This is a genomic window from Actinosynnema sp. NPDC049800 (assembly GCF_040656635.1).
Classification (GTDB): domain Bacteria; phylum Actinomycetota; class Actinomycetes; order Mycobacteriales; family Pseudonocardiaceae; genus Actinosynnema.
Map to the genome: position 1 here is coordinate 39,399 of NZ_JBFAMT010000052.1, position 21,650 is coordinate 61,048.

General features: G+C 73.0%; 21 protein-coding genes. 12 read left to right on the plus strand and 9 right to left on the minus strand.

The features are described 5' to 3' along the window. Positions 1 to 140 precede the first annotated feature (140 nt). A complete protein-coding gene (locus tag AB0I91_RS36190) occupies positions 141 to 1,016 on the plus strand; it encodes an NAD(P)H-binding protein (protein ID WP_499640923.1) in 876 nt (291 codons plus the stop codon). 64 nt (positions 1,017 to 1,080) lie between these two features. On the opposite strand, the gene upp is transcribed toward AB0I91_RS36190, so the two are convergent. Beyond that, complete coding sequence (upp, locus tag AB0I91_RS36195; protein ID WP_498780528.1) at positions 1,081 to 1,707, minus strand: uracil phosphoribosyltransferase; 627 nt, start codon at positions 1,705 to 1,707, stop codon at positions 1,081 to 1,083. Positions 1,708 to 1,736: 29 nt separating this feature from the next. Between upp and AB0I91_RS36200 the strand changes: the two genes are divergently transcribed. Then, the gene (locus tag AB0I91_RS36200) at positions 1,737 to 6,857 is read left to right on the plus strand and encodes a pentapeptide repeat-containing protein (protein WP_499640925.1); all 5,121 of its coding nucleotides are present in this window, start codon (positions 1,737 to 1,739) and stop codon (positions 6,855 to 6,857) included. A gap of 1 nt (position 6,858) precedes the next feature. Then, positions 6,859 to 7,842 carry a Gfo/Idh/MocA family protein gene (locus tag AB0I91_RS36205; protein ID WP_499640928.1) on the plus strand — a complete coding sequence of 328 codons (984 nt, stop codon included), beginning with the start codon at positions 6,859 to 6,861 and terminating at the stop codon, positions 7,840 to 7,842. Here AB0I91_RS36205 and AB0I91_RS36210 read toward each other — a convergent pair. After that, entirely contained in the window at positions 7,830 to 8,018 is a 189-nt protein-coding gene (locus AB0I91_RS36210) for a hypothetical protein (RefSeq protein WP_499640930.1), read from the minus strand. The genes AB0I91_RS36205 and AB0I91_RS36210 overlap by 13 nt on opposite strands. A 95-nt stretch (positions 8,019 to 8,113) precedes the next feature. Here AB0I91_RS36210 and AB0I91_RS36215 point away from each other — a divergent pair, with 95 nt between their 5' ends. The 9 genes from AB0I91_RS36215 (at position 8,114) to AB0I91_RS36255 (ending at position 16,371) form a co-directional block, all read left to right on the plus strand. Beyond that, complete coding sequence (locus AB0I91_RS36215; protein ID WP_498780535.1) at positions 8,114 to 8,950, plus strand: helix-turn-helix domain-containing protein; 837 nt, start codon at positions 8,114 to 8,116, stop codon at positions 8,948 to 8,950. 17 nt (positions 8,951 to 8,967) lie between these two features. Continuing rightward, positions 8,968 to 9,135 carry a DUF397 domain-containing protein gene (locus AB0I91_RS36220; RefSeq protein ID WP_498780537.1) on the plus strand — a complete coding sequence of 56 codons (168 nt, stop codon included), beginning with the start codon at positions 8,968 to 8,970 and terminating at the stop codon, positions 9,133 to 9,135. Positions 9,136 to 9,143: 8 nt separating this feature from the next. Next, the gene (locus AB0I91_RS36225; RefSeq protein WP_499640932.1) at positions 9,144 to 9,578 is read left to right on the plus strand and encodes a hypothetical protein; all 435 of its coding nucleotides are present in this window, start codon (positions 9,144 to 9,146) and stop codon (positions 9,576 to 9,578) included. Positions 9,579 to 9,612: 34 nt separating this feature from the next. Next, complete coding sequence (locus AB0I91_RS36230; protein WP_499616699.1) at positions 9,613 to 10,269, plus strand: DUF1707 SHOCT-like domain-containing protein; 657 nt, start codon at positions 9,613 to 9,615, stop codon at positions 10,267 to 10,269. Between the two features lie 66 nt (positions 10,270 to 10,335). After that, positions 10,336 to 10,707 (plus strand): hypothetical protein, encoded by a 372-nt coding sequence (locus AB0I91_RS36235; protein ID WP_498780541.1) that lies wholly within the window; start codon positions 10,336 to 10,338, stop codon positions 10,705 to 10,707. Continuing rightward, positions 10,707 to 12,905: a bifunctional polysaccharide deacetylase/glycosyltransferase family 2 protein gene (locus AB0I91_RS36240; protein ID WP_499640934.1), complete on the plus strand. Its 2,199-nt coding sequence runs from the start codon at positions 10,707 to 10,709 to the stop codon at positions 12,903 to 12,905. Before AB0I91_RS36235 ends, AB0I91_RS36240 begins: the two co-directional genes overlap by 1 nt. 185 nt (positions 12,906 to 13,090) lie before the next feature. Next, complete coding sequence (gene deoC, locus AB0I91_RS36245) at positions 13,091 to 14,056, plus strand: deoxyribose-phosphate aldolase (RefSeq protein WP_498780543.1); 966 nt, start codon at positions 13,091 to 13,093, stop codon at positions 14,054 to 14,056. 1 nt (position 14,057) lies between these two features. After that, positions 14,058 to 15,485, plus strand: a complete 1,428-nt coding sequence (locus AB0I91_RS36250) for an aldehyde dehydrogenase family protein (RefSeq protein ID WP_498780544.1) — start codon at positions 14,058 to 14,060, stop codon at positions 15,483 to 15,485. Beyond that, entirely contained in the window at positions 15,478 to 16,371 is an 894-nt protein-coding gene (locus AB0I91_RS36255) for an aldehyde dehydrogenase family protein (protein WP_498780545.1), read from the plus strand. Before AB0I91_RS36250 ends, AB0I91_RS36255 begins: the two co-directional genes overlap by 8 nt. A gap of 5 nt (positions 16,372 to 16,376) precedes the next feature. Here the strand turns inward: AB0I91_RS36255 and AB0I91_RS36260 are convergent, their stop codons facing one another. From AB0I91_RS36260 to AB0I91_RS36290, 7 genes are read right to left on the minus strand one after another with little or no spacing between them, the layout of a single operon-like run. Beyond that, positions 16,377 to 16,946, minus strand: a complete 570-nt coding sequence (locus tag AB0I91_RS36260; RefSeq protein WP_498780547.1) for a hypothetical protein — start codon at positions 16,944 to 16,946, stop codon at positions 16,377 to 16,379. Continuing rightward, entirely contained in the window at positions 16,943 to 18,286 is a 1,344-nt protein-coding gene (locus AB0I91_RS36265; RefSeq protein WP_499640936.1) for a hypothetical protein, read from the minus strand. The genes AB0I91_RS36260 and AB0I91_RS36265 overlap by 4 nt, the downstream gene beginning before the upstream one ends. Then, positions 18,283 to 19,071: an ABC transporter ATP-binding protein gene (locus tag AB0I91_RS36270; RefSeq protein WP_498780550.1), complete on the minus strand. Its 789-nt coding sequence runs from the start codon at positions 19,069 to 19,071 to the stop codon at positions 18,283 to 18,285. Before AB0I91_RS36270 ends, AB0I91_RS36265 begins: the two co-directional genes overlap by 4 nt. A gap of 14 nt (positions 19,072 to 19,085) precedes the next feature. Next, positions 19,086 to 19,853, minus strand: a complete 768-nt coding sequence (locus AB0I91_RS36275) for a zf-HC2 domain-containing protein (protein WP_498780552.1) — start codon at positions 19,851 to 19,853, stop codon at positions 19,086 to 19,088. Next, positions 19,850 to 20,377 carry an RNA polymerase sigma factor gene (locus AB0I91_RS36280; protein WP_230570390.1) on the minus strand — a complete coding sequence of 176 codons (528 nt, stop codon included), beginning with the start codon at positions 20,375 to 20,377 and terminating at the stop codon, positions 19,850 to 19,852. Before AB0I91_RS36280 ends, AB0I91_RS36275 begins: the two co-directional genes overlap by 4 nt. 59 nt (positions 20,378 to 20,436) lie before the next feature. Continuing rightward, entirely contained in the window at positions 20,437 to 21,012 is a 576-nt protein-coding gene (locus tag AB0I91_RS36285; protein ID WP_499640938.1) for a Fic/DOC family protein, read from the minus strand. After that, positions 21,012 to 21,599 carry a type II toxin-antitoxin system antitoxin SocA domain-containing protein gene (locus AB0I91_RS36290; RefSeq protein ID WP_498780557.1) on the minus strand — a complete coding sequence of 196 codons (588 nt, stop codon included), beginning with the start codon at positions 21,597 to 21,599 and terminating at the stop codon, positions 21,012 to 21,014. Before AB0I91_RS36290 ends, AB0I91_RS36285 begins: the two co-directional genes overlap by 1 nt. Positions 21,600 to 21,650: the final 51 nt, after the last annotated feature.

Consider the following 21,650-nt stretch of genomic DNA (forward strand, 5'->3'; position numbering starts at 1 on the left):
TGTGGTCTGGACCACGGTAGTGATGAGGTCTAGACCACCTCTACGACCGTTCGGCCGAATCCAATAATGCGAATTGTTCTCGCATGCGCTGCAAACTTTTGCATGTGCGGAGCGGGTGGTGATCGCGCTAGCTTCGGGCCTTGTTCAAGTTTGAATACCTGGTCTGGGGAGGACTTGTGGCGATCCTGGTCACCGGCGCGACCGGAACGATCGGCGGCGCGGTCGTGCGGCAGTTGGCGGAGGCGGGCGTGCCGGTGCGGGCGTTGACGCGGAACCCGGCTCGGGCCGCGCTGCCCGCGGGCGTGGAGGTGGTGGGAGGTGATCTGACGCGGCCGGGCGAGCTGCCGTTGGCGGGCGTGACGGCGGTGTTCCTGCTGGCGGCGATCGAGTCGGAGGACGCGGCGGGGCACGCGCGGGCGTTCCTGGAGCGCGCGGCGGACCTGCGGCGGGTGGTGTTCCTGTCGAGCAGCGCGGTGACCGTGCGGCGGCCGGGGAGCTACGAGCTGCACCACGACGTGGAGCGGGTGATCGAGGCGTCCGGCGTGGAGTGGACGCACGTGCGGCCGGGCGAGTTCATGGCGAACAAGCTGATCTGGGCGCGGACGATCCGGGAGGAGGACGTGGTGCGGGCGCCGTTCCCGGAGTCGGTCGGGGCGCCGGTGCACGAGGACGACGTGGCCGAGGTGGCGGTGCACGCGTTGCTGCGCGACGGGCACGCGGGCAAGGCGTACACGTTGAGCGGGCCGGAGGCCCTGACGCACGTGGAGCAGGCCGCGGCGATCGGTCGCGGCCTGGGCCGTCCGATCCGCTTCGAGCGGCTGACCTACGGCCAGGCCCGCGCCGCCCTGATCCGCGACGAGGGCCTGCCCTACGACGTCGCCGAGTACCTGCTCGGCTACATGGCCCAGCACAACGAGGAACCGGCCACCGTGACCCCCGACTTCACCACCGTCACGGGCCGCCGGGGCCGCACCCTCGCCACCTGGGCCGCCGACCACGCCACCGACCTGACCTGACCGCGAGTCGAACGCTCAGGTCCCGCGTTCAGGACGCACGGGACCTGAGCGCTCGACGCGCGGGTCAGTGGACGGCGCCGTACTGGCGGTCGCCGGCGTCGCCCAGGCCGGGGACGATGAAGCCCGAGTCGTTCAGGCGTTCGTCGATGCTGGCGGTGACCAGGCGGATCGGGTGGGCGGCGTCTTCGAGGTGCTTGATGCCCTCGGGGGCGGCCAGGGCGCAGATCGCGGTCACGTCGGTGGCACCGCGGTCGGTCAGCAGGCGGATCGTGTACGCCATGGAGCCGCCCGTGGCGAGCATCGGGTCCAGCACGAAGACCGGACGGCCGGCCAGCGAGTCCGGCAGCGACTCCATGTACGGCGTCGGCTGGAGGGTCTCCTCGTCACGCGCCAGGCCCACGAAGCCCATCTGCGCGTCCGGGATCAGCTTGTGCGCCTGGTCCGCCATGCCCAGACCGGCCCGCAGCACGGGCACCAGCAGCGGCGGGTTCGCCAGGCGGTAGCCGGTGGTCCGGGCGACGGGCGTGTGCACCCGCTCCTCGGCCACGGGCAGGTCGCGCGTGGCCTCGTACACGAGCATCACGGTCAGCTCGTGCAGCGCGGCGCGGAACGCCGCGTTGTCCGTGCGGGCGTCGCGCATGGTGGTCAGCCGCGCCCTGGCAAGTGGGTGATCGACAACGAGGACGTCCATGGTCGAACAGTATGTGGTACCTCTAACCGATGCCCGACGGCTCGTTACCCAGCTCCGTCGTCCGCTTCACCGGCGCGGCCGGTCGGACCGTCGGGGCGGGGGTCGTGCTCGGCCGTCACGTCGTCACGTGCGCCCACGTGGTCAACCTCGCCCTGGGCCTCGACCCGCGCTCGGCGACCCGGCCGACGGAGGCGGTCGAGGTCGACTTCCCCGCGTTGAACGGCGAACCGGTGACGGCACGCGTGCGCACGTGGGCGCCGCCACCACCGCGCGAAGGCCGCCTGGGCGACGACATCGCCACGCTCGACCTCGACCTCCCCGCCGGCGTCACGCCCGCCCGCCTGGCCGCCGCACCCCCGCCCCCCGGCACCGCGGTCGACGTGTTCGGCTACCCGGCGAACCGGCCGGACGGCTCCTGGACGCGTGCCGTGGTCCGCGGCCAGGTCGGCGGACGGCTGGTGCAGCTGGACAGCGAGTCCGCCCTGGCCGTGCAACGCGGGTACAGCGGCAGCCCGGTGTGGGACAACCGCACCGGCCGCGTGGTCGGCATCATCGCGACGGCCGCCTCCCAGGACAGCTACGCCGTCGCCGCCGACCGGCTGCGCGAGGAGCTGCCCGGCGGGCCGGACGAGCTGAGCGTGCTGCACCTGGCCGGCACGCGGTTCGGCTCCGGGCACGACGTCTGGCCGCCGGGCGACTTCGCCGAGCTGCGCCCCGACCTGGTGGTGTTCACCGGCGACCTGACCGAGCACGGCAGGCCGGACGAGTTCGAGCGCGGCTTCCGGTTCCTGGCCGAACTGGCCGACGCGGTGAAGCTGCCCCGCGAACGGGTGGTCGTCGTGCCCGGGGCGCGGGACGTGAACCTGTTGGCGTGCGAGGCGTACTTCCGGCAGGAGGAGGCGTGGGGCCGGACCCCGAAGCCGCCCTACTGGCCGAAGTGGGGACCGTTCGCCGCCGCGTTCGAGGAGTTCCACGGCGCGCGGTTCAGCTTCACGCCCGACGAGCCGTGGACCCTGTTCGACTACCCCGAGCTGGAGCTCGTGGTCGCCGGCCTCAACTCGACCATCCCGGTCACCCACGAGGACGACGGCCTCGGCCTGGGCCAACGGCAGGTCGAGCGGTTCGGCGAGCTCCTGCGGGATCACCGCAACGCGACCGCCAGGCGGCTGAGCGCGGTCCAGGGACCGGCGCAGGTCCCGGTGGACGTCGACCTCCCGCTCACGAGCCTCCGCGACGAGCCCGCCACCTGGTCGCTCGTCGCGGCGCCCGTCCGCGGCGCTGAGTGGACCGCGGCACCTGTGCGGTCGGCCAGGGGCGTGGACACCTTCTTCGACCGCGTGCTGGAAGCGACCCGCGTGGCACACCCCGCGGCGACCGTGACGCCGCGTGCCGAGGAGAACTACATCCGGGTGTCGAAGCCCCGTCCCGGCGGCGGTTTCGAGCAGTGGCCGGTCGGCGTGGTCGCCGAGCTGACCGCCGCCGTGGTGGACGCGTTCGTCGAGCAAGTGCACGCCTCCTTCGCCGCGGCCGACCCGGCGGTGCCGTCCGAGCTGGTCTACAGCGGAGCGCCCGCCGAGGCCGGGCTGGTGGTCATGGCACGACGGCGCGGCGTGCGGCTGCGCAGCTTCGTGGAGTACCAGGGACTGCTGGACCTGCGGCCGTTGGCGCAGCGGCAGACCCGGCGGCTGGCCGGTGACCGCGTCTACCCCGCCGACCTGTACGTGCCGCAGCGGTTCGTCCTGGCCGGGTCCGAGGAAGGTGGCGACGACCTGCTGCGACGGGTGCTCGCTTGGCTCGGCGAGGACGTGGCCCGGTTCGTGGTGGTGCTCGGCGACTTCGGGCGCGGCAAGTCGTTCCTGCTGCGGCAGCTGACCCGCGCCCTGCCCGCCGAGCACCCCGGCCTGCTGCCCGTGCTGGTGGAGCTGCGCAGCCTGGAGAAGGGTCCGACGCTGGACGAGCTGCTGGCGCAGCACCTCGTGCGCGAGGGCGTGGACGCGGTCGAGGTGGCCAAGCTGCGGTACATGATCAGCAGCGGTCGGCTGGCGCTGCTGTTCGACGGGTTCGACGAGCTCGAGCTGCGCGTCGGGTACGACAACGCGGCCGACTACCTGTCCACGCTGCTGCAGGCCGTGACCGACCGGGCGAAGGTCGTGCTGACGAGCCGCAGCCAGCACTTCCAGTCCACCGACCAGGTGCTGAACGCGCTCGGCCGGCGGGTGTCGGCGTTGACCGCGAGCCGGGTCGCGGTGCTGGAGGACTTCACCGACGACCAGATCCGCGACTTCCTGACCAGGCACTACGACGGTGACGCGGCCCGTGCGGCGGCGCGGTTCGAGCTGTTGGGCGCGATCAACGACCTGCTGGGCCTGTCCCGGAACCCGAGGATGCTGTCGTTCATCGCCGACCTGGACGACGAGCGGCTGCACCAGGTGCGCCGGCAGCACGGCCGGATCAGCGCGGCCGAGCTGTACCGGGAGCTGGTGGACTTCTGGCTGGTGCAGGAGGTGGACCGGCAGCGGCACCGGCACGGGACGCCGTCGTTCGACGGGGCGGAGCGGCTGTCGGCGTGCACGGCGCTGGCGTTGCGGCTGTGGCAGACCACGGCGACGACCATCGACACGGCGGACCTGGAAGACACCGTGGTGCGCACGTTGACCCGGCTGACCGAGCGCGGGTACTCGATCGACCAGGCCGCGCACGCCGTCGGTTCTGGGTCGCTGCTGGTGCGGACGGAGGCGGGCGGGTTCGCGTTCGTACACCAGTCGGTGATGGAGTGGCTGGTGGCGAAGGTGGCGGCGGACGAGCTGCCCGGCACGGAGATCGTCAACCGGAAGATGTCCCGGCTCATGGTCGACTTCCTGTGCGACCTGGCCGGTCACGAGGCCGCGTTGAGCTGGGCGCGCGGGGTGTTGGCCGACGTCGACGCGCCGGAGGCGGCCAAGCACAACGCGACCGAGGTGGCGAGGCGGCTGGAGGCGCGGGTCCACCTGTCGTTGGCCGGCACGGACCTGCGCGCGTTCGACTTCGGCGACCTGGACCTGCGTGGCGCCGACCTGAGCGGCGCCGACCTGTCGGGGCAGCGGTTGCACGGCAAGGACTTCGCGGGGACGAACCTGACCGGCGCGAACCTGACCGGCGTGCGGCTGATCGGCGGTGACCTGACGGGCGCCGTGCTCACAGGCAGCCGGTGGCGCCGGGCCGCCCTGCTGGGTGTGGCCGGACCGGCGCCGGCGGAGGCGGCGGTGAGCGGGCGCGACCCGGCGACGCCGATGCTCGCGCCGCTCGGGGCGGACGTGGCGGCGGTGGCGTTCTCACCGGACGGCGAGCTGGCCGCCGTGGCGCACCGGCACGTGGTGGAGCTGCGGCACCTGGGCGCCAACCGGCCGGTGCGGGTCTGGCGCCGACGCGCGCACCCGGTCGTCGACGTCGCCTACGCCCAGGACGGCCGCCTGATCGCCACGCTCGAAGCGGACGGCGGGGCGTACATGTGGGACGCGGAGACCGGCGAACCGGTCGTCCGACTGCGGCAGGACCAGGTCGGGCACGGCTACTTCGTGGCCGGAGGTGATCGCTTCGTCACCAGGGGCCGCCACGGCGCGATCCGGTTGTGGGACGCGAGGTCCGGGGAGGTCGTGCGCGAACTGCCGCGGTTGCACCACGACCTCGTCGCGTCGGCCGACGGGAGCGTGATCGTCACGAGGTCGGACCACGAGGTGGAGGTGCGGCGCACGGACGACCTGGAGGTGGTCATGGCGTTCGCACCGGGGGCCGGCGTCAGGTTGGCCGTCTCGCCCGGCGGCACGACGGTCGCCCACGGCGCGCTGCAGGAGGTGACGATCGTGGACGCGCGTTCCGGCGGCAGGCTGGCCATCATCCCCAGTTACCTGAGCCGCGTCGACGGGATGGTGTTCCTGGACGAGCGTCGGCTCGTTCTCACGCAGGGCTCCCAGTACTCCGTCCTCACCACCGACGGAGCCCACGTGACGACCTCGTCGCTGCCGGGTCGGATAACGCGCGTCACGCCGATCGGCGATGGCACGCGCTTCGCGTTGACCACCGACGACGGCTTGGCCTCCGCCCACACCGCGGACGACAAGCAGTCGCAGTGGTTGTGCGACGACCAGAACCCGGTCGGTTCCCCGTCGTACTCGCCGGACGGCCGGTCGCTGCTCACCACGTCCGTGGACGGGAGAGTCCGCGTGTGGGACCTGCGGACGGGCGCGGTTCGGAGCGATTTCCGGGGCGAGCCCGGGCTCAGACGGGTCGCGGCGTACTCGCCGACGGGCACGACGATGGCGGTCGCGATCCCCTCGGGCATCCAGATCACCGGTGCCGGCGAGGGCGTGATCCGCGTCGACGGGGTGGTCACCGCGCTGGCCCTGTCCAACGGTGGCCGCCGGCTGGTCGCCGCGTCCGCGGCCAACGTCGTGACGTGCTGGAACCTGCCCGACCAGGTTCGCGTCACCCGGATCGAGCACAAGGGCGCGCCGATCAACGCCGTGGCGGTGCACCCGGCCGGTGGCCACTTCGCCACCGCGCACCAGGACGGCCTCGCGTACCTCTGGGATCTGCACAGGTTGGGCAGGGTGGAGCTGGCGGGGCACACCGGCGGCGTGTTGGGCGCGGCGTTCTCGCCCGACGGCCACCGGATCGCCACCGCGTCCGCCGACGGCACCGCGCGCGTCTGGGGTCTCGGCGGGAAGCAGGTGGCCGAGCTGGGGCACGACGGCGGGGTTTGGGACGTGGCGTTCTCCCGCGACAGCCAACGGGTCGCCACGGCGTCCACGGACGGGACGGCACGGGTCTGGCGCGCGACCGGTGAGCACCTGGTGACGTTGACCGGCCACACCGGCGACGTGCGCGGCGTGGCGTTCTCGCCGGACGGGCAGCGGGTCGCCACCACGGCCGACGACGGCACGGCGCGGATCTGGGACGCCGCGACCGGTGCGGAGCGGGCGGTGCTGGTGCACGGTGTCGGCGGGTCGGCGGTCGTGCTGCCCGACGGGTCCTACCAGGCCTTCGGCGACGTCGGCGACCGGTTGTGGTGGGCGGTGAAGCAGGTGCGGTTCGAGGTCGGTGAGCTGGACGCGTACTACCCGGGGATCAACCGGCTCGGGGTTGACGAGCCGCTGCCGGGGGTAACGTCCTGACATGGCCGACCACGTGCGGATCGGGGTTCTGGGTGCGGCGCGGATCGTGCCGGCGGCGTTGGTGAGACCGGGGCGGTCGGTGGCGTCGGTCGAGGTGTCGGCGGTGGCGGCGCGCGACGTCGGGCGGGCGCAGCACTTCGCCGACCGGCACGGGGTTCCTCGCGTCCACGGGAGCTACGAGGAGTTGTTGGACGACCCGAACGTGGACGCCGTCTACGTCCCGCTGCCCAACGGGTTGCACGGGAAGTGGACGACGGCGGCGTTGGCGGCCGGGAAGCACGTGCTGTGCGAGAAGCCGTTCGCGGCCAACGCGGACGAGGCGGCGGCCGTCGCGGAGGCGGCGAGGGCGAGCGGGCTCGTGGTGATGGAGGCGTTCCACTACCGGTACCACCCGTTGGCGCTGCGGTTGCCGGACGTGGTCGCGGAGTTGGGCGAACTGCGGCACGTGGAGGCGCGGATGTGCTTCCCGCTGCCGAGGTTCGGCGACATCCGGTACTCGTTGGAGCTGGCCGGTGGGGCGTTGATGGACGCCGGGTGCTACCCGGTGAACCTGGTGCGGCACCTGGGCGGCGCCGAGCCGGAGGTGAAGTCGGCGCGGGCCCTGCTCAAGGGTGACGGCGTCGACCGGGCGATGCGGGCGGAGTTGAAGTTCCCGGCCGGGCACACCGGGACCGTGGTGACGTCGATGTGGTCGCGGTCGTTGCTGAGGCTGTCGGCGAAGGTCTTGGGCGCCAACGGCGAGCTGCGCGTGTTCAACCCGTTCGCGCCGCAGTTCGGCCACCGGCTCGTCGTCAAGCTGAACGGGCACCGACGAGTCGAGCGCTTCGACCGGCGGCCGTCCTACGAGTACCAGTTGGAGGCGTTCGCGGACGCTGTGCTGCACGGCAAGCCGTTCCCCACGACGGCGGACGACGCGGTGGCCACGCTGCGCGTCGTGGACGAGATCTACCGCGCCGCCGGGCTGCCGGTGCGTCAGCCGAGCTGATCCAGTCGCCGGTGCGCGTCGCTCAGGTCGACGAGCGTGCGGAAGTGCTCGACCAGCCCTTCGAAATCCGGTTCGGCACTCTCGGGCGCCGGCGGTAGGTCGGTGTCCTCGGGGTCGAGGGCCACGGTCATCTTCCAGGTGCCGGTCACGCCCGTGATCTCCCAGGTCTTCTCCACACCGGAACGGTCGCCCCTTGCCACGCGGTCCCGCAACGCTCCCCTTCGGGTGACACGACTTCCTTGCCCACGTGGCAAGGCGGAACAGTCGCGCCATGACACGCAAGGGGGCATCCGTCCGACAACGGCGGGTATCGACGGAACTGCGCGCGCTGCGCTTGGCCAGGGGCCTGAGCTGCGCCGACGTGGCAAGCGCGATCGGCTGCTCGGAGAGCAAGATCAGCCGGATGGAGACGGGGACGCGAGGGCTCCGCGCCGACGAGGTGGCCGCGATCCTCGGCTACCTGCGCGCGCCGGCCGCCTTGCGGCAAGAACTGGTCGACCTGGTCCGCGCCGGAGAACACCGGAACTGGCACGCCATCCACGGCAAGCTCCCCAGCAATTGGAAGGACCTCATCGGCTTCGAGGCGGAAGCGACGGCCCTCTACAACTACGAGCCGCTCCTCGTGCCAGGTCTCGCCCAGACCCCCGACTACGCCCGCGCCATCATCCGAGGCACCCACGACGGGTTGTCGGAAGCGGAGGTCAACACCCTCGTGGCCACGCGCATGGGCAGGCAGGTCGTGCTGGGGCGCGCGCAGGTGCACCTGCTGATCGACGAGGGCGCACTCCGCCGCCACCTCGGCGATCCCGCCATGATGCGAGCCCAGCTGAGCCATCTCACCGCGCTGACCGGGCGGGCGAACATCTTGATCCAGGTAGTGCCGTTCGAGGCGGCGGCGCACCCCGGCTTGGAAGGCCCGTTCGTTCGCCTGGAGTTCGCCGACCAGCCCGGACTCGTCTACGTGGAGAGCCGGAGCACCAGCACTTTCCTGGAGGAGGAGCGCTACCTGAACGACGCTACGCTTGCCTGGCAGAAGCTGCGTGACTTGGCGCTGTCCCCCGAGAAGTCGGTCGGGCTGATGGCCGAGCTCGCCGGCAAGTCGACGTGATGCGAGGAGCGCACCCGATGGACCTCACCAACGCGCACTGGCGCAAGAGCAGCCGCAGCAGTGGCCAGGCCAACTGCGTCGAGGTCGCCCGCGTCGCCGACCGCACCGCCGTCCGCGACTCCAAGAACCCCGACGGCCCGGTCCTGTTCTTCGGCAAGGTCGACTGGTCGGCGTTCGCGAGGTGAAGTGGGTCGTGGCGCTCGTCGCGGCCGTGGTGCTGGTCGGGTGCGAAGGGCAGGCGCAACCGGCGGCGAAGTCGGGAACCGGTGAGTTGAGGACCGACCTCCAGCCACTCGTCACGCGCTTCCCGGTGCTCCAGGCGGCGGGCGGGGCGCGGTGGATGTCCGGCACGTTCGGGCGCGCCGACGTGCCCGGACCGTCCACCTACTGGATCGACGCGGTGGTCGCGCTCGACCCGGCCGCGGCCGAACGGCTGATGACCGCGTACGCGCCGACCGCCGAGGGCAGGACGCCCGACGTGGTCGACGGCATGCGCGCGGAACTGCCGGACGGGCCGTACCTGACCGGGGACGCGCTGGACGCGGCGTTCGACCACGAGCGGTGGCACGCGTCGGCCTTCCTCGAACCGGAATCCGGTGAGCTGGTCCTCGTCGCGACGGGAAACTGACCAAACCGACGACCACCCTCCTAGACTCACCCGGGTGAGCGACGAGTTGGTGCCGGATCCCCGTCAGATGCGTGCCTCGGACGCCGACCGCGAGAAGGTCGCCCAAGTGCTCCAGCAGGCGCACGGCGAGGGCCGGCTGGACCTGCACGAGCTGGACGAACGCCTGGCGGCCCTGTACTCGGCCAAGACCTACGGCGACCTGGTGCCGCTGACCGCCGACCTCGGCGTGCCCGCGCCGTCCGTCATGCCCGTGCCGATGCCGCACAACGCCCCCGCGTCGCGCATCGGCGGCACGCCCGGCACCACGGTCTCGGTCGCGTTCTGGTCCGGCGTGGAACGCCGCGGCGAGTGGGTCGTGCCCCCGACGCACACGGCGGTGGCCGTCATGGGCGGAGTCGAGCTGGACCTGACCCGGGCCCGCTTCGCGCAGGGCGAGACGACGATCAACGCCTACGCGCTCATGGGCGCCGTGGAGATCATCGTGCCGGAGGACGTCACCGTCCACGTGACCGGCATCGGCTTCATGGGCGCGTTCGAGGACGCCACGCACAAGGGCGCGCCGACGATCCCCGGCGGACCGGTCGTGAAGATCACCGGGTTCGCGATGATGGGCGCGGTCGAGGTGCGGCGCCCGAAGAACCCGAAGAAGAAGAAACTCAAGGGCCGCAACCACGGCGAGCTGGAGGGCTAGTCGCGGGCAACGGGGGGCGTTACCCTTCGTCGTCCCCGCCCGCCGCCCCCTCCTGCGAAGCCGCGAATGTCCAGCCCTGTGTTCGTCGACCCGTCCGGCCGCCGCCGGTGGGTCCTGCGCATCGTCATCGGCGCCGCCGTGGCGTGCGTGCTCGCCTACCTGACGCTGCTCGCCGTGGCGCTGGCGGGCGGCCCGGTGAACCCGTCGTCGCTGCTCCCCGTGCCGGAGGAGGAGGCGCCGGCCGTCGTCGCCACGACCACGGCCGTGCCGACCACCACCGAGCCACCGGTGCGCGTCACGACCGGGACGACGGTCGCGGACGTGCCGAGGACGACGGCGGCCGAACCGACGACGACCACGACGACGAAGACGCAGGGTCGTCGCACCGAACCTCCGCCCGGCGCCTCGAACCGGCCGACGTCCGTCGGCAGGGGCTGATGCGCGCGCACCTGCCGTCACCGCGCGCGCACTGGCTGTTGTTGGCGCTGACGCTGGTGGTGGTGCTCGGTTTCCTGCTGCTGGACCTCCTGGTGGTGCAGCGGGTGGGTCAGGGCGAGGCGCCGACGGCCGGTCCGGCGGATCGCGTGCCCGAGTCCGTGCGCACGGGCGGCCCGCTGATCGGCACGGACGGCAACGGGCTGACGTCGCGCGCGGTGCCGGACGGCGCGGTGGTGCTGACGTTCGACGACGGGCCGGACCCGCGCTGGACGCCGCAGGTGCTGGACGTGTTGCGGCGCAACGACGTCAAGGCGACGTTCTTCGTCACGGGCGTCGCCGCGGCCCGGTACCCGGACCTGGTCGAGCGGATGGCCGACGAGGGTCACGAGGTGGGGCTGCACACGTTCACGCACGTCGACCTCGGCACGGTCGGCGAGGCGCGCACGGCGGTGGAGCTGGGTCAGACGCAGCTCGTGGTGGCCGCGGCGACGGGTCGGGCGAGCACGCTCGTGCGGCCGCCGTACTCCGCGAGCGCCGACGCGCTGGACGACGAGGACCTGGCCGCCGTCGAGCGGATGGTGGGTTCGGGGCACCTGGTGCTGCTGTCCACCCACGACACGGAGGACTGGCGCAACCCGGGCGTGGACGCGATCGTCGCCGCCGCCACGCCGACCGACGGGCGCGGCGCGGTGGTGCTGGCGCACGACGGCGGCGGTGACCGGTCGCAGACGGTGGCGGCGCTGGAGCAGGTCATCCCGAAGCTGCGCGCGGAGGGGCGCCAGTTCCGCACGGCGAGCGACGCGTTGGGCGTGCCGATCGCCCGGTCGGCGAGCTTCGTCGAGCAGGCGGAGGGGACGGCCGTGTCGCTGGCCGTGCGCGCCGCCGCGGCGACGACCTCGGTGATGACGTGGCTGGTCGTGGTGTCGAGCGTGCTGGCGTTGCTGCGGGCGCTGTTGTTGTTGGGCACGACCGGCGTCCACGCGCGCCGTGCGCGCAACATCGGGCGTCACGCACGGCGGCTGCCCCGGCAACCGGTGACGGTGCTGGTGCCCGCGTACAACGAGGAAGCGGGCATCGAGGCGACCCTGCGCTCGATCCTCGCCGCCACGACCGACGTGCGGGTCATCGTGGTGGACGACGGCTCCACGGACCGCACCAGCGAGGTCGTGCGCGCGTTGGACCTGCCCGGGGTGACGTTGATCCGGCAGGCGAACGCGGGCAAGGCGGCGGCGTTGAACACCGGTCTGCGGCACTGCCGGACCGAGCTGGTGGTGATGGTGGACGGCGACACGGTGCTGGAGCCGGACACCGTGGCCGAGCTGGTGCAGCCGTTCGCCGATCCGGGCGTCGGCGCGGTGTCGGGCAACGCGAAGGTCGGCAACCGGGGCGGGCTGCTCGGGCGGTGGCAGCACATCGAGTACGTGATCGGCTTCAACCTCGACCGGCGGATGTACGACGTGATGGAGTGCATGCCGACCGTGCCGGGCGCGGTCGGCGGGTTCCGGCTCAGCGCGTTGCGGCAGGTCGGCGGGGTGCCGGAGGACACGCTGGCCGAGGACACCGACCTGACGATGGCGTTGGAGCGCGCCGGGTGGGCCGTGACGTACCGCGAGACCGCCCGGGCGTGGACCGAGGCGCCCGCGGCGCTGGGCCAGCTGTGGCGCCAGCGCTACCGGTGGTGCTACGGGACGTTGCAGGCGATGTGGAAGCACCGGGGCGCGGTGCGCGAGCGCGGGCTCGGCGGTCGGCTGGGCCGGCGCGGGCTGCCGTACCTGGCGCTGTACCAGGTCGTGCTGCCGGTGCTGGCGCCCGTGATCGACGTGTTCGCGGTGCTCAGCCTGTTCACCGACCCGGTGCGCGGCGCGGCGGCGTGGCTGGGGTTCCTGGTGCTGCAGCTCGTGCCCGCGGTGATCGCGTTCCGCCTGGACCGCGAGAGCCTGCGCCCGCTGTGGGCGGTGGCCCTGCAACCGGTCGTCTACCGGCAGCTGATGTACCTCGTGGTGATCCAGTCGTTGATCACCGCGCTGGCCGGCGCGCGGCTGCCGTGGCAGAAGCTCAAGCGCGCCGGCACGGCGGCCCAGCACGCGCCCGACCTGGCGCCGCCCGACCTGGCGCCCGCGGACGAGGTGACCAAGCCGCTGGACCGGCGCGGGTGGGCCGTCGAGGACGAGGTCACGAAGCCGCTTCACGTCGGCTGAGCAAGCGGGACGGCCCCTGGTCCGGGAGCGGCCCCGAGGGCGGACCGAGCCGGTGAGCCCGAAGTCGGCCCGACGGCCGTCCGCAACCCGCGCCAGGCACCCGCCGCACGTCCCGCACAACCCCTCTGACCTGCCCGAAGCCGCTCACTTAGGACGCCCGTCCCATTCCGCCTAGACTCGGCGACATGGCTGCTCCATCGACATCGCCGTCGCTGCCCCCGGCGCTCGCGGACGCCGTCCGCGACGACGCGTCGCTGCGCCGGTTCCTGCACGGACTGCCCGGTGTGGACCAGGTCGGCGTCGAACAGCGCGCGGCCGGTCTGGGCACCCGCAGCATCAAGAAGGCCGCCAAGATGTGGGCCATCGACACCGCCATCGGCATGGTCGACCTGACCACGCTCGAAGGCGCGGACACCCCCGGCAAGGTGCGGTCGCTCGCGGCGAAGGCCCGGCGGCCCGACCCGGACAACCCGGACGTGCCGAAGGTCGCCGCCGTCTGCGTGTACCCGGACATGGTGGAGACGGCCGTCGAGGAGCTCCGGGGCACGGGGATCGACGTCGCCAGCGTCGCGACCGCGTTCCCGTCCGGCCGGTCGAGCCTGAAGGTGAAGCTGGAGGACACCGCCTACGCCGTCGACGCGGGCGCCACCGAGATCGACATGGTGATCGACCGGGGCGCGTTCCTGTCCGGCCGGTACGGGCAGGTGTTCGACGAGATCGTGCAGGTCAAGCACGCCTGCGGGGACGCGCACCTCAAGGTGATCCTGGAGACCGGCGAACTCGCGACCTACGACAACGTGCGCCGGGCGTCGTGGCTCGGCCTGCTCGCGGGCGGCGACTTCATCAAGACGTCCACCGGCAAGGTGTCCCCCGCCGCGACGCTGCCCGTCACGCACGTGATGCTGCAAGCCGTCCGCGACTGGCACGCCCAGACGGGCGAGCTCAGGGGCGTGAAGCCGGCCGGCGGCATCCGCACGACCAAGGACGCGATCAAGTACCTGGTCGCGGTGCACGAGGTCGCGGGACCGGAGTGGCTGACCCCGACCCTGTTCCGCTTCGGTGCCTCCACGCTGCTCAACGACCTGCTGATGCAGCGGCGCACCCAGTTGGCCGGCCACTACAGCGGCCCCGATTACGTGACGGTGGACTGACATGTGGGAATACGCGCCCGCGCCCGAATCACGGGACATCGCGAACCTCAAGCCGAACTACCGGATGTTCGTCGACGGCCAGTTCGTCGAGGGCTCCGGTGAGCCGCTGAAGACCGTCAACCCCGGCACGGAGGAGGTGCTGGCCGAGGTCTCCACGGCCGGGCCCGCCGACGTCGACAAGGCCGTGAAGGCCGCGCGCCGCGCCTACGAGCGGGTCTGGGGCAGGATGCCCGGCTCCGAGCGCGCCAAGTACATCTTCCGCATCGCCCGCCTGATCCAGGAGCGGTCGCGGGAGCTGGCGGTGCTGGAGTCGTTGGACAACGGCAAGCCCATCAAGGAATCACGTGACGTGGACGTGCCGACGGCCGCCGCGCACTTCTTCTACCACGCGGGCTGGGCGGACAAGCTCGGCTACGCGGGCCTCGGCCCCGACCCGCGCCCGCTCGGCGTGGCGGGCCAGGTCATCCCGTGGAACTTCCCGCTGCTGATGGCGGCGTGGAAGATCGCGCCCGCGCTGGCGACCGGCAACACGGTGGTGATCAAGCCCGCCGAGACGACGCCGCTGAGCGCGCTGGTGCTGGCGGAGATCATCCAGCAGGCCGACCTGCCACCCGGCGTGGTGAACATCCTCGCCGGCGCGGGCGACGTCGGCGCGGCCCTCGTGTCGCACCCGGACGTGGACAAGGTCGCGTTCACCGGGTCGACCGAGGTCGGCAAGATCATCCAGCGGCAGCTGGCCGGCACCGGCCGCAAGCTCACCCTGGAGCTGGGCGGCAAGGCGGCGAACATCGTGTTCGACGACGCGCCGCTGGACCAGGCGGTCGAGGGCATCGTCAACGGCATCTTCTTCAACCAGGGTCACGTGTGCTGCGCGGGTTCGCGGCTGCTGGTGCAGGAGTCCGTGGCCGACGAGCTGCTGGAGAAGCTGCACGCCCGGGTGTCCACGCTGCGCGTCGGCGACCCGTTGGACAAGAACACCGACGTCGGCGCGATCAACTCGCGCGAGCAGCTGACGAAGATCCAGGAGCTGGTCGAGACGGGCGACGCCGAGGGCGCGCAGCGGTGGACGTCCGCGTGCCCGTTGCCGGACAAGGGTTTCTACTTCGCGCCGACGGTGTTCTCCAACGTGTCGCAGGCGATGCGGATCGCGCGCGAGGAGATCTTCGGCCCGGTGCTGTCGGTGCTGACGTTCCGCACGCCGGACGAGGCCGTGGCCAAGGCGAACAACACGCCGTACGGGCTGTCGGCCGGCATCTGGACCGAGAAGGGGTCGCGCATCCTGTGGGCGGCGCAGAAGATGCGCGCCGGCGTGGTGTGGGCCAACACGTTCAACCGCTTCGACCCGACCGCCCCGTTCGGCGGCTACCAGGAGTCGGGCTTCGGCCGCGAAGGCGGCCGCACCGGGCTGGAGGCCTACCTCGATGTCTGAGAACCGGATTTCCCTCGGCAAGGCCGAAAACCGGCTCGCCGTCGCGAAGACGTACAAGCTCTACATCGGCGGCGCGTTCCCCCGCTCGGAGTCCGGCCGGTCCTACCCGGTCGTCGACGCGAAGGGCGCGTTCCTGGCCAACGCGGCGCAGGGCTCTCGCAAGGACGCCCGGGACGCGGTCGCGGCGGCGCGCAAGGCGTTCCCCGGCTGGTCGGGCGCGACGGCGTACAACCGCGGGCAGGTGCTGTTCCGGGTGGCCGAGGTGCTGGAGGGCAGGCGGGAGCAGTTCGCCGCCGAGGTCGCCGCCGGCGAGGGCGTCGCGGTGAAGAAGGCGCAGTCGCTGGTGGACGCGGCCATCGACCGGTGGGTCTGGTACGCGGGGTGGACCGACAAGGTCGCCACGGTGCTCGGCGCGTCGAACCCGGTGGCCGGGCCGTACTTCTCGTTCTCCGTGCCGGAGCCGACGGGCGTGGTGGCGGTGCTCGCGCCGCAGCAGTCGTCGCTGCTGGGGTTGATCAGCGTGGTGGCGCCGGTGATCGCGACCGGCAACGCGGCGGTGGTCGTGACCTCGCAGGACCGGCCGCTGCCCGCGGTGACGTTGGCGGAGGTGCTGGCGACGTCCGACCTGCCCGGCGGTGTGGTGAACGTGCTGACCGGGCGGACGGCGGAGATCGCGCCCTGGCTGGCGTCGCACGCGGACGTGAACGCCCTGGACCTGACCGGCGCCCCGGAGTCGACGCGGGCGGACCTGGAGCGCGCGGCGGCGGGGACGGTGAAGCGCGTGCTGCGCGCGCGCCCGTCGGAGGACTTCACCCGCGAGCCGGACCTGGCCCGGCTGCGGGCGTTCCTGGAGCTGAAGACGGTCTGGCACCCGATCGGCGTCTGAGCCGGTCAGCGGCGGCAGCCGAACCAGCTGTAGGCGAGCAGGCCGGTGCAGCCGAGCACGACCGCGGTGACGGTGGCCGAGGTGGTGCCGGGCGGTTGCACCGGCCAGGTCAGCAGGCGGCTGAGCCAGTGCTCGTCGCCGCGCGGGACGACGAGCGTGACGCCGGTCCAGCCGACCGGCAGCGCCCAGGCGGCACGGGGGCCGAACAGTAGCGCGCCCAGTGCCACCAGGCCGCCGAGGCCGACCACGTCGCGTAGCAGGAACGCGTCGGTGGCGATGGGGTCGGCGACGCGGCCGGCCACGAGCAGCAGCGCGAGGACGAACGTGCCGCCGAGCAGCAGGTGCGCGGCCCGGCGGGGCGGCCAGCCGAACGCGGCCGTGCGGTCGAGCTCCAGGTCGTGCGAGCCCAAGCCGGTCGCGACCGCGGCGACCCCGATGGCCGCGCCGAACGCGGCCAACTGCGGGCTGCCGTGCGGCGGGGCGAGCGCGACGAGCCCGACCACCCCGCCCACCACGGCCGCCGCCGACGCCGGCACCAACCGGGACCGGGCGTGCAGGACCAGCCACCGCGTCACAGGGCACCGCCCGTGAGGGTGGTCAGCGGGTCGCCGGAGCAGGCCGCCTGCACCTCGCGCGCCGCCTGGACGCGGGCCGCCTGCTCGGGCTCCGGCAGGGCGCGCAGGTGCTCCCAGGCGTCGGCGACCAGCCCGTCGGTCTCCTCGCCCAACCACAGCCGGTACACGGGCAGCGGTTCCAGGCGGCCCGTCAGCCACCCCGTCATCACCGTGCGGGCCGCGACCTCGCGCGTCACCGTCCTCGGGATGTGATCGCCGTAGCAGGTGCGCGTCCCGGCGCCGGCCAACCAGTAAGTCGTCACCTGGTCCGCCGTGAGCGGTGTGCGGCGGAAGTAGGTGAACTCGTCCAGGTCGACCCACACCGCGTCGGTCGACTCCGGCAGGCGCAGGTCCCGCTCCCCGCGCTCCTCCAGCCCGACCTCCCGCACTGACGTGGGCGGCGACGGCAGCTTCGCCATCAACCGCAGCACCTCCCGCGCCGGCCCCGTCAACGCCGCCCGTTCGTGCTCGTGCGCCCGCGTCAGGCACAGCTGCTCGACGCAGATCAGCTCCGCGGCCACCGGATCGGCCTTGACGGCCTCCTCCGCCGTCGCGGGCAGCAACGGCACCGCGACCGCCGCCGCGACCAGCACCGGCAGCGCGCCCAGCCACCGCCGGCGCAGCGCCACCAGCAGGAACCCGGTCAGCGCGATCCCGACGAACCACACCGCCTGCACCGCGCTCACCGGACCGGGCACCGCCGCGAACACCGACCTCGGGAACGGCAGCGTCGGCAGCAACGCGGTCCACGGCAGACCGTCCCCCGGCCGGCCCACCCCCAGCGACGTCAACGCCAACCCGGCGACCGCCAGCACCGGCGGCGTCAACGGCGACGGCACCAGCCGGCCCAGACCCACGCCCAGCCACGCCACGCCGACCAGCGCCAGCGCGCCGACCAGGGCGGCCGGCAGCCAGCCCCAGTGGAAGTAGTCCGTCGCCGACACCACCTGCACCGCGCCGACCGCGAACACCACCGCGTACGCCACGACGACCCCGACCGCCACCGCCCCGAGCGTGGACCCGACCCGCTGGGCACGCGGCCGCGGCGTGGAGCCGAACAGCTCCTCCACCCCCGACCGCCGGTCGCGCAGGCCCTGCAACGCGCCCGCGCCGAGCGCCAACGGCCACGAGAACGCCAGCATGAACCGGATCCACTCGGCCAACGTCGTCCACTGCCGGTTCCACGCGGTGCTGCTCTTGGTCGACGGCCCCCAGAACAGCATGCCGACCATGACCACCGCGATCAGCGCGCCGAGCACCAACGCCGTGCTGCGCTTCACCTCGATCCCGAGGATCCTCACCACGCACCGCCCAGCAGCGCCGAGTAGCCGCGCTCGATCGGGCTGTCGCCGACGTCGTCCGGCCCGCCGGCCGCCGCCAGTTCGGCGGGCGTGCCCTGGAAGACCAGCTTGCCCGCGGAGACCAGCACCACGTCCGTGCACGCCGCCGCGACGTCCTCGACCAGATGCGTCGACACGACCACGCACGAGTCGGAACCCAACTCCTGCAACAACTCCCGGAACCGGACCCGTTGGCCGGGGTCCAGCCCGGCGGTCGGCTCGTCGAGCAGCAGCACCTCGGGGTCGTTCACGATCGCCTGCGCGATGCCCGCCCGCCGCACCATGCCGCCGGACAGCGTCTTCAGCCGGTCGTCCGCGCGGTCGGCCAGCCCGACCCGTTCGACGGCCCGCTGCACCGCGCCGGGGACGTCCCGCTTCGGCATCTCCTTGAGCCACGCCATGTACTCGACGAACTCCCGCACCGTGAACCGCTTGTAGTACCCGAAGTCCTGCGGCAGGTAGCCGAGCGCGCGGCGCACCCGGCGCAGGTCCAGCCGCCCGGACACCGACGTGCCCAACACCTCCAACGTCCCCGACACGGGCCGCAGCACGGTCGCCAGCGACCGGATCAGCGTGGTCTTGCCCGCGCCGTTCGGCCCGAGCAGCCCGTGCACACCGCGGCCGAGCCGCAGGTCCAGCCCGTCCACCGCCATCGTCCGGCCGGCGCGCACGCGCAGACCCCTCGCCTCGACCTGCCAGGCGTACCCCGTCGGCGCGACTTCCGCCGCGCTCACCACACGTGCCACGAGCCCTCCCTCCGTCACAGCCGCGCGTAGGCCGCGGACCTGAAGAACACGGCGGCGGCGCCCCCGACGAGCACCGCCGCCCACACCGGCGCCGCGCCCGGCGCGAGCACACCGGGCACACCGCCGACGACCACCGCCGGACCGACCACCAGCACCGCCCACGCGCACGCGGCGGCCACGGCGGCCCGGCGCATCCCGATCACGCCGCCGAGCGCGAGCGTCACCGCGGTGACGCCGAGGCACGGCAGCAGCCAGTACGCGGGCGACGCGCCGGCCAGCCACCCGCCGAGGAGCAACGCCGGCAGCACGGCCACGAGCACCGCGAACGTGCGGCGCAACACCAGCTGCAGCCCGGCCCGTGGCGTGGAGACGACCAGTTCGTAGGCCGGGTCCATCCCCCGGGACCACGCCGCGGCCACGCCGAGCACGGGCACGATCGGCGCGATCAGCAGGACCGCGGACGACGCCGAGGGACCGGGCAGCCCGTCCAGCGACAACGCCGCCAGCACCACGAACGCCGTCATGGCCAGCCACGGCAGCAACGACGGCGTGGCCCACCGCGCGAGCCGGTGCCGTCGGTGGGCGGGCGGCCCGGCGGGCTCCAACCCGGCCCACACGGTCTCGGTCAACGCCGTGACCTGCGGCGGAGCCACGTCGGCCAGGCGCAGCCGGCACGTCTGGCACGTCTCCAGGTGCGCCTCGACCGCCCACAGCACGTCGGCGGGCAGGTCGTCACCGCCCGCGTAGCGGGCGATCGAGTCGGCACTCGGGTGCTCGTTCATGACAGCGCCTCCCGCATCGCGATCCGGGCCCGCCGGGCGCGGGTCTTCACGGTGCCCTCGGGCACCCCGAGCAGCACCGCGGTCTCGCGCACGGTCAGCCCGTCCAGCACCATCGCCTGCAACACCTGCCGCAGCTCCGGCGCCAGGTCGCGCAGCGCGCCGCCCACGTCGTCGCCCAGCGCGCCCGCCAGCACCTCGTCCTCGGCGGCGGGCGCGGCCGCGGTCTCGGCCACCGGCAGCGGCCGGGCCTGGTGCGCACGCCGGCGGAACGCGTCCACCAGCCGCCGTGCCGCGATCGTCCAGAGCCAGCCGACCGCCGTGCCGTCGACCGCCGCGCCCGCGAACGACCCCGCCGCCCGCCACACCGCGAGGTACGTCTCCTGCATGACCTCGGCCACGACCTGCTCGTCGGCGCACCGGCGGCGCAGGCGCACGGCCAGCCACGGCGACGTGCGGCGGTAGAGCTCCTCGAAGGCCGCGCGGTCGCCACGGGCCACCGCGCGCACCAACTGCTCCTCGTTCACACCCGGCAAGACGCCCCGCTCGCGGAAAAGGTTCTCGACCCAGTGTGAGCTGGGTCACATCACGCGACGCTGAGCACCGTGTCGAACAGGTCGCGCAACGAGTCGTTCGAACTGGTCAGACTCTGCTCGCACGCGGCGGTGAACGCGACCCGGTCCAGCGTGTGCACCGCGACCCGCCAGCCCGCCTCCCGCGCCAGCTGGCGGAAGAACGCCCGCTGCGCGCGCCCGTTGCCCTCCCGGAACGGGTGCACGGCGTTGACCTCGGCGAAGTAGTGCGTGAACCGGTCCAGGAACGCCTCGCGCGGCAGGCCGCGCAGGTAGCGCTCCTTCTTCAGGTCGTCGAACACGCCGATCGCGTACGGCTCGATCTGCCGCCAGGCGGCGAACAAGGAGGACTTGCCGATGTTGACCCGCCGGAGCTCACCGGCCCACGGGTAGAAGTCGCCGAAGATGCGGCGGTGGAAGGCACGCAGGTGGGCGAGGTCGTACAGGCCGGGCAGGGGCGCCAGCGCGAGCTGCTCGACGCGCATCGTGCTCAGGCGCGTCTCGGCGAAATCGCACTCGATCGGGTCGGTCAGGCCCAGGTTGTTGCGCAGCACCCCGGACGCGGGGTCCAGGTAGGGGTCGTCGTCCACTACCGGCGCAGCGCCTCGATCTCCCTGGCGATCGCCTCGTCCGCGGTCAGCTCGCCGGCCGCGACGGCGCGCATCGTGGCCACCACGTCGTCCGGCACGTCCAGGCCCTCCAGCCGGGCGCTGCCGACGGCCTCGGCGATCGCCTCCTCGCCACCGCTGGTCAACCGGCGGAAGTAGCGGGCCATCACCTCGTGCGAGAGGGGTGCGCTGCTCGGCTCGGACTCGGCCAAGTCGCCGCGCGCGGCGCGCCACGGCTCCTCGTCGTGCGCCATGTCGCTCAACTCGTGCCTGCTGAAGTGCGCGTACCGCTCGACCACCGAACCGACGACGGCGCGTTCACGGTCGGTGAGCCGGTGCGGATCGCCCTCTTCCCACGCGCAGACCTCGGACTGGCCCTGGTGGCGGTAGTAGACGTCGGGCACCACGGGACCTCGCCGCCACGCCTCGATCCGGGCGTCGAACAGGGGTTCGCCGTGCTCGGCCAGGTACCACGCCTGGGCGTAGTAGAGGAGCTTCTGCAACTTCATCGGCGACTCGGGCCCGGTGCCGTCGAGCACGGCCGCGGCCACGTCGTGGACGTCCGCCATGCCACCTCCAGCGAGTGCTCTGAGCTGCGACTACTCATTCTACCGGAGATC

Bases quoted from the DNA above. Each gene is read 5' to 3' on its own strand.
- AB0I91_RS36240 (WP_499640934.1), top strand. From the start codon at position 10,707: ATGCGCGCGCACCTGCCGTCACCGCGCGCGCACTGGCTGTTGTTGGCG.
- AB0I91_RS36205 (WP_499640928.1), top strand. From the start codon at position 6,859: ATGGCCGACCACGTGCGGATCGGGGTTCTGGGTGCGGCGCGGATCGTG.
- AB0I91_RS36275 (WP_498780552.1), bottom strand. From the start codon at position 19,853: ATGAACGAGCACCCGAGTGCCGACTCGATCGCCCGCTACGCGGGCGGT.
- AB0I91_RS36215 (WP_498780535.1), top strand. From the start codon at position 8,114: ATGACACGCAAGGGGGCATCCGTCCGACAACGGCGGGTATCGACGGAA.
- upp (WP_498780528.1), bottom strand. From the start codon at position 1,707: ATGGACGTCCTCGTTGTCGATCACCCACTTGCCAGGGCGCGGCTGACC.
- AB0I91_RS36200 (WP_499640925.1), top strand. From the start codon at position 1,737: ATGCCCGACGGCTCGTTACCCAGCTCCGTCGTCCGCTTCACCGGCGCG.
- AB0I91_RS36220 (WP_498780537.1), top strand. From the start codon at position 8,968: ATGGACCTCACCAACGCGCACTGGCGCAAGAGCAGCCGCAGCAGTGGC.
- AB0I91_RS36255 (WP_498780545.1), top strand. From the start codon at position 15,478: ATGTCTGAGAACCGGATTTCCCTCGGCAAGGCCGAAAACCGGCTCGCC.
- deoC (WP_498780543.1), top strand. From the start codon at position 13,091: ATGGCTGCTCCATCGACATCGCCGTCGCTGCCCCCGGCGCTCGCGGAC.
- AB0I91_RS36290 (WP_498780557.1), bottom strand. From the start codon at position 21,599: ATGGCGGACGTCCACGACGTGGCCGCGGCCGTGCTCGACGGCACCGGG.
- AB0I91_RS36250 (WP_498780544.1), top strand. From the start codon at position 14,058: ATGTGGGAATACGCGCCCGCGCCCGAATCACGGGACATCGCGAACCTC.
- AB0I91_RS36235 (WP_498780541.1), top strand. From the start codon at position 10,336: ATGTCCAGCCCTGTGTTCGTCGACCCGTCCGGCCGCCGCCGGTGGGTC.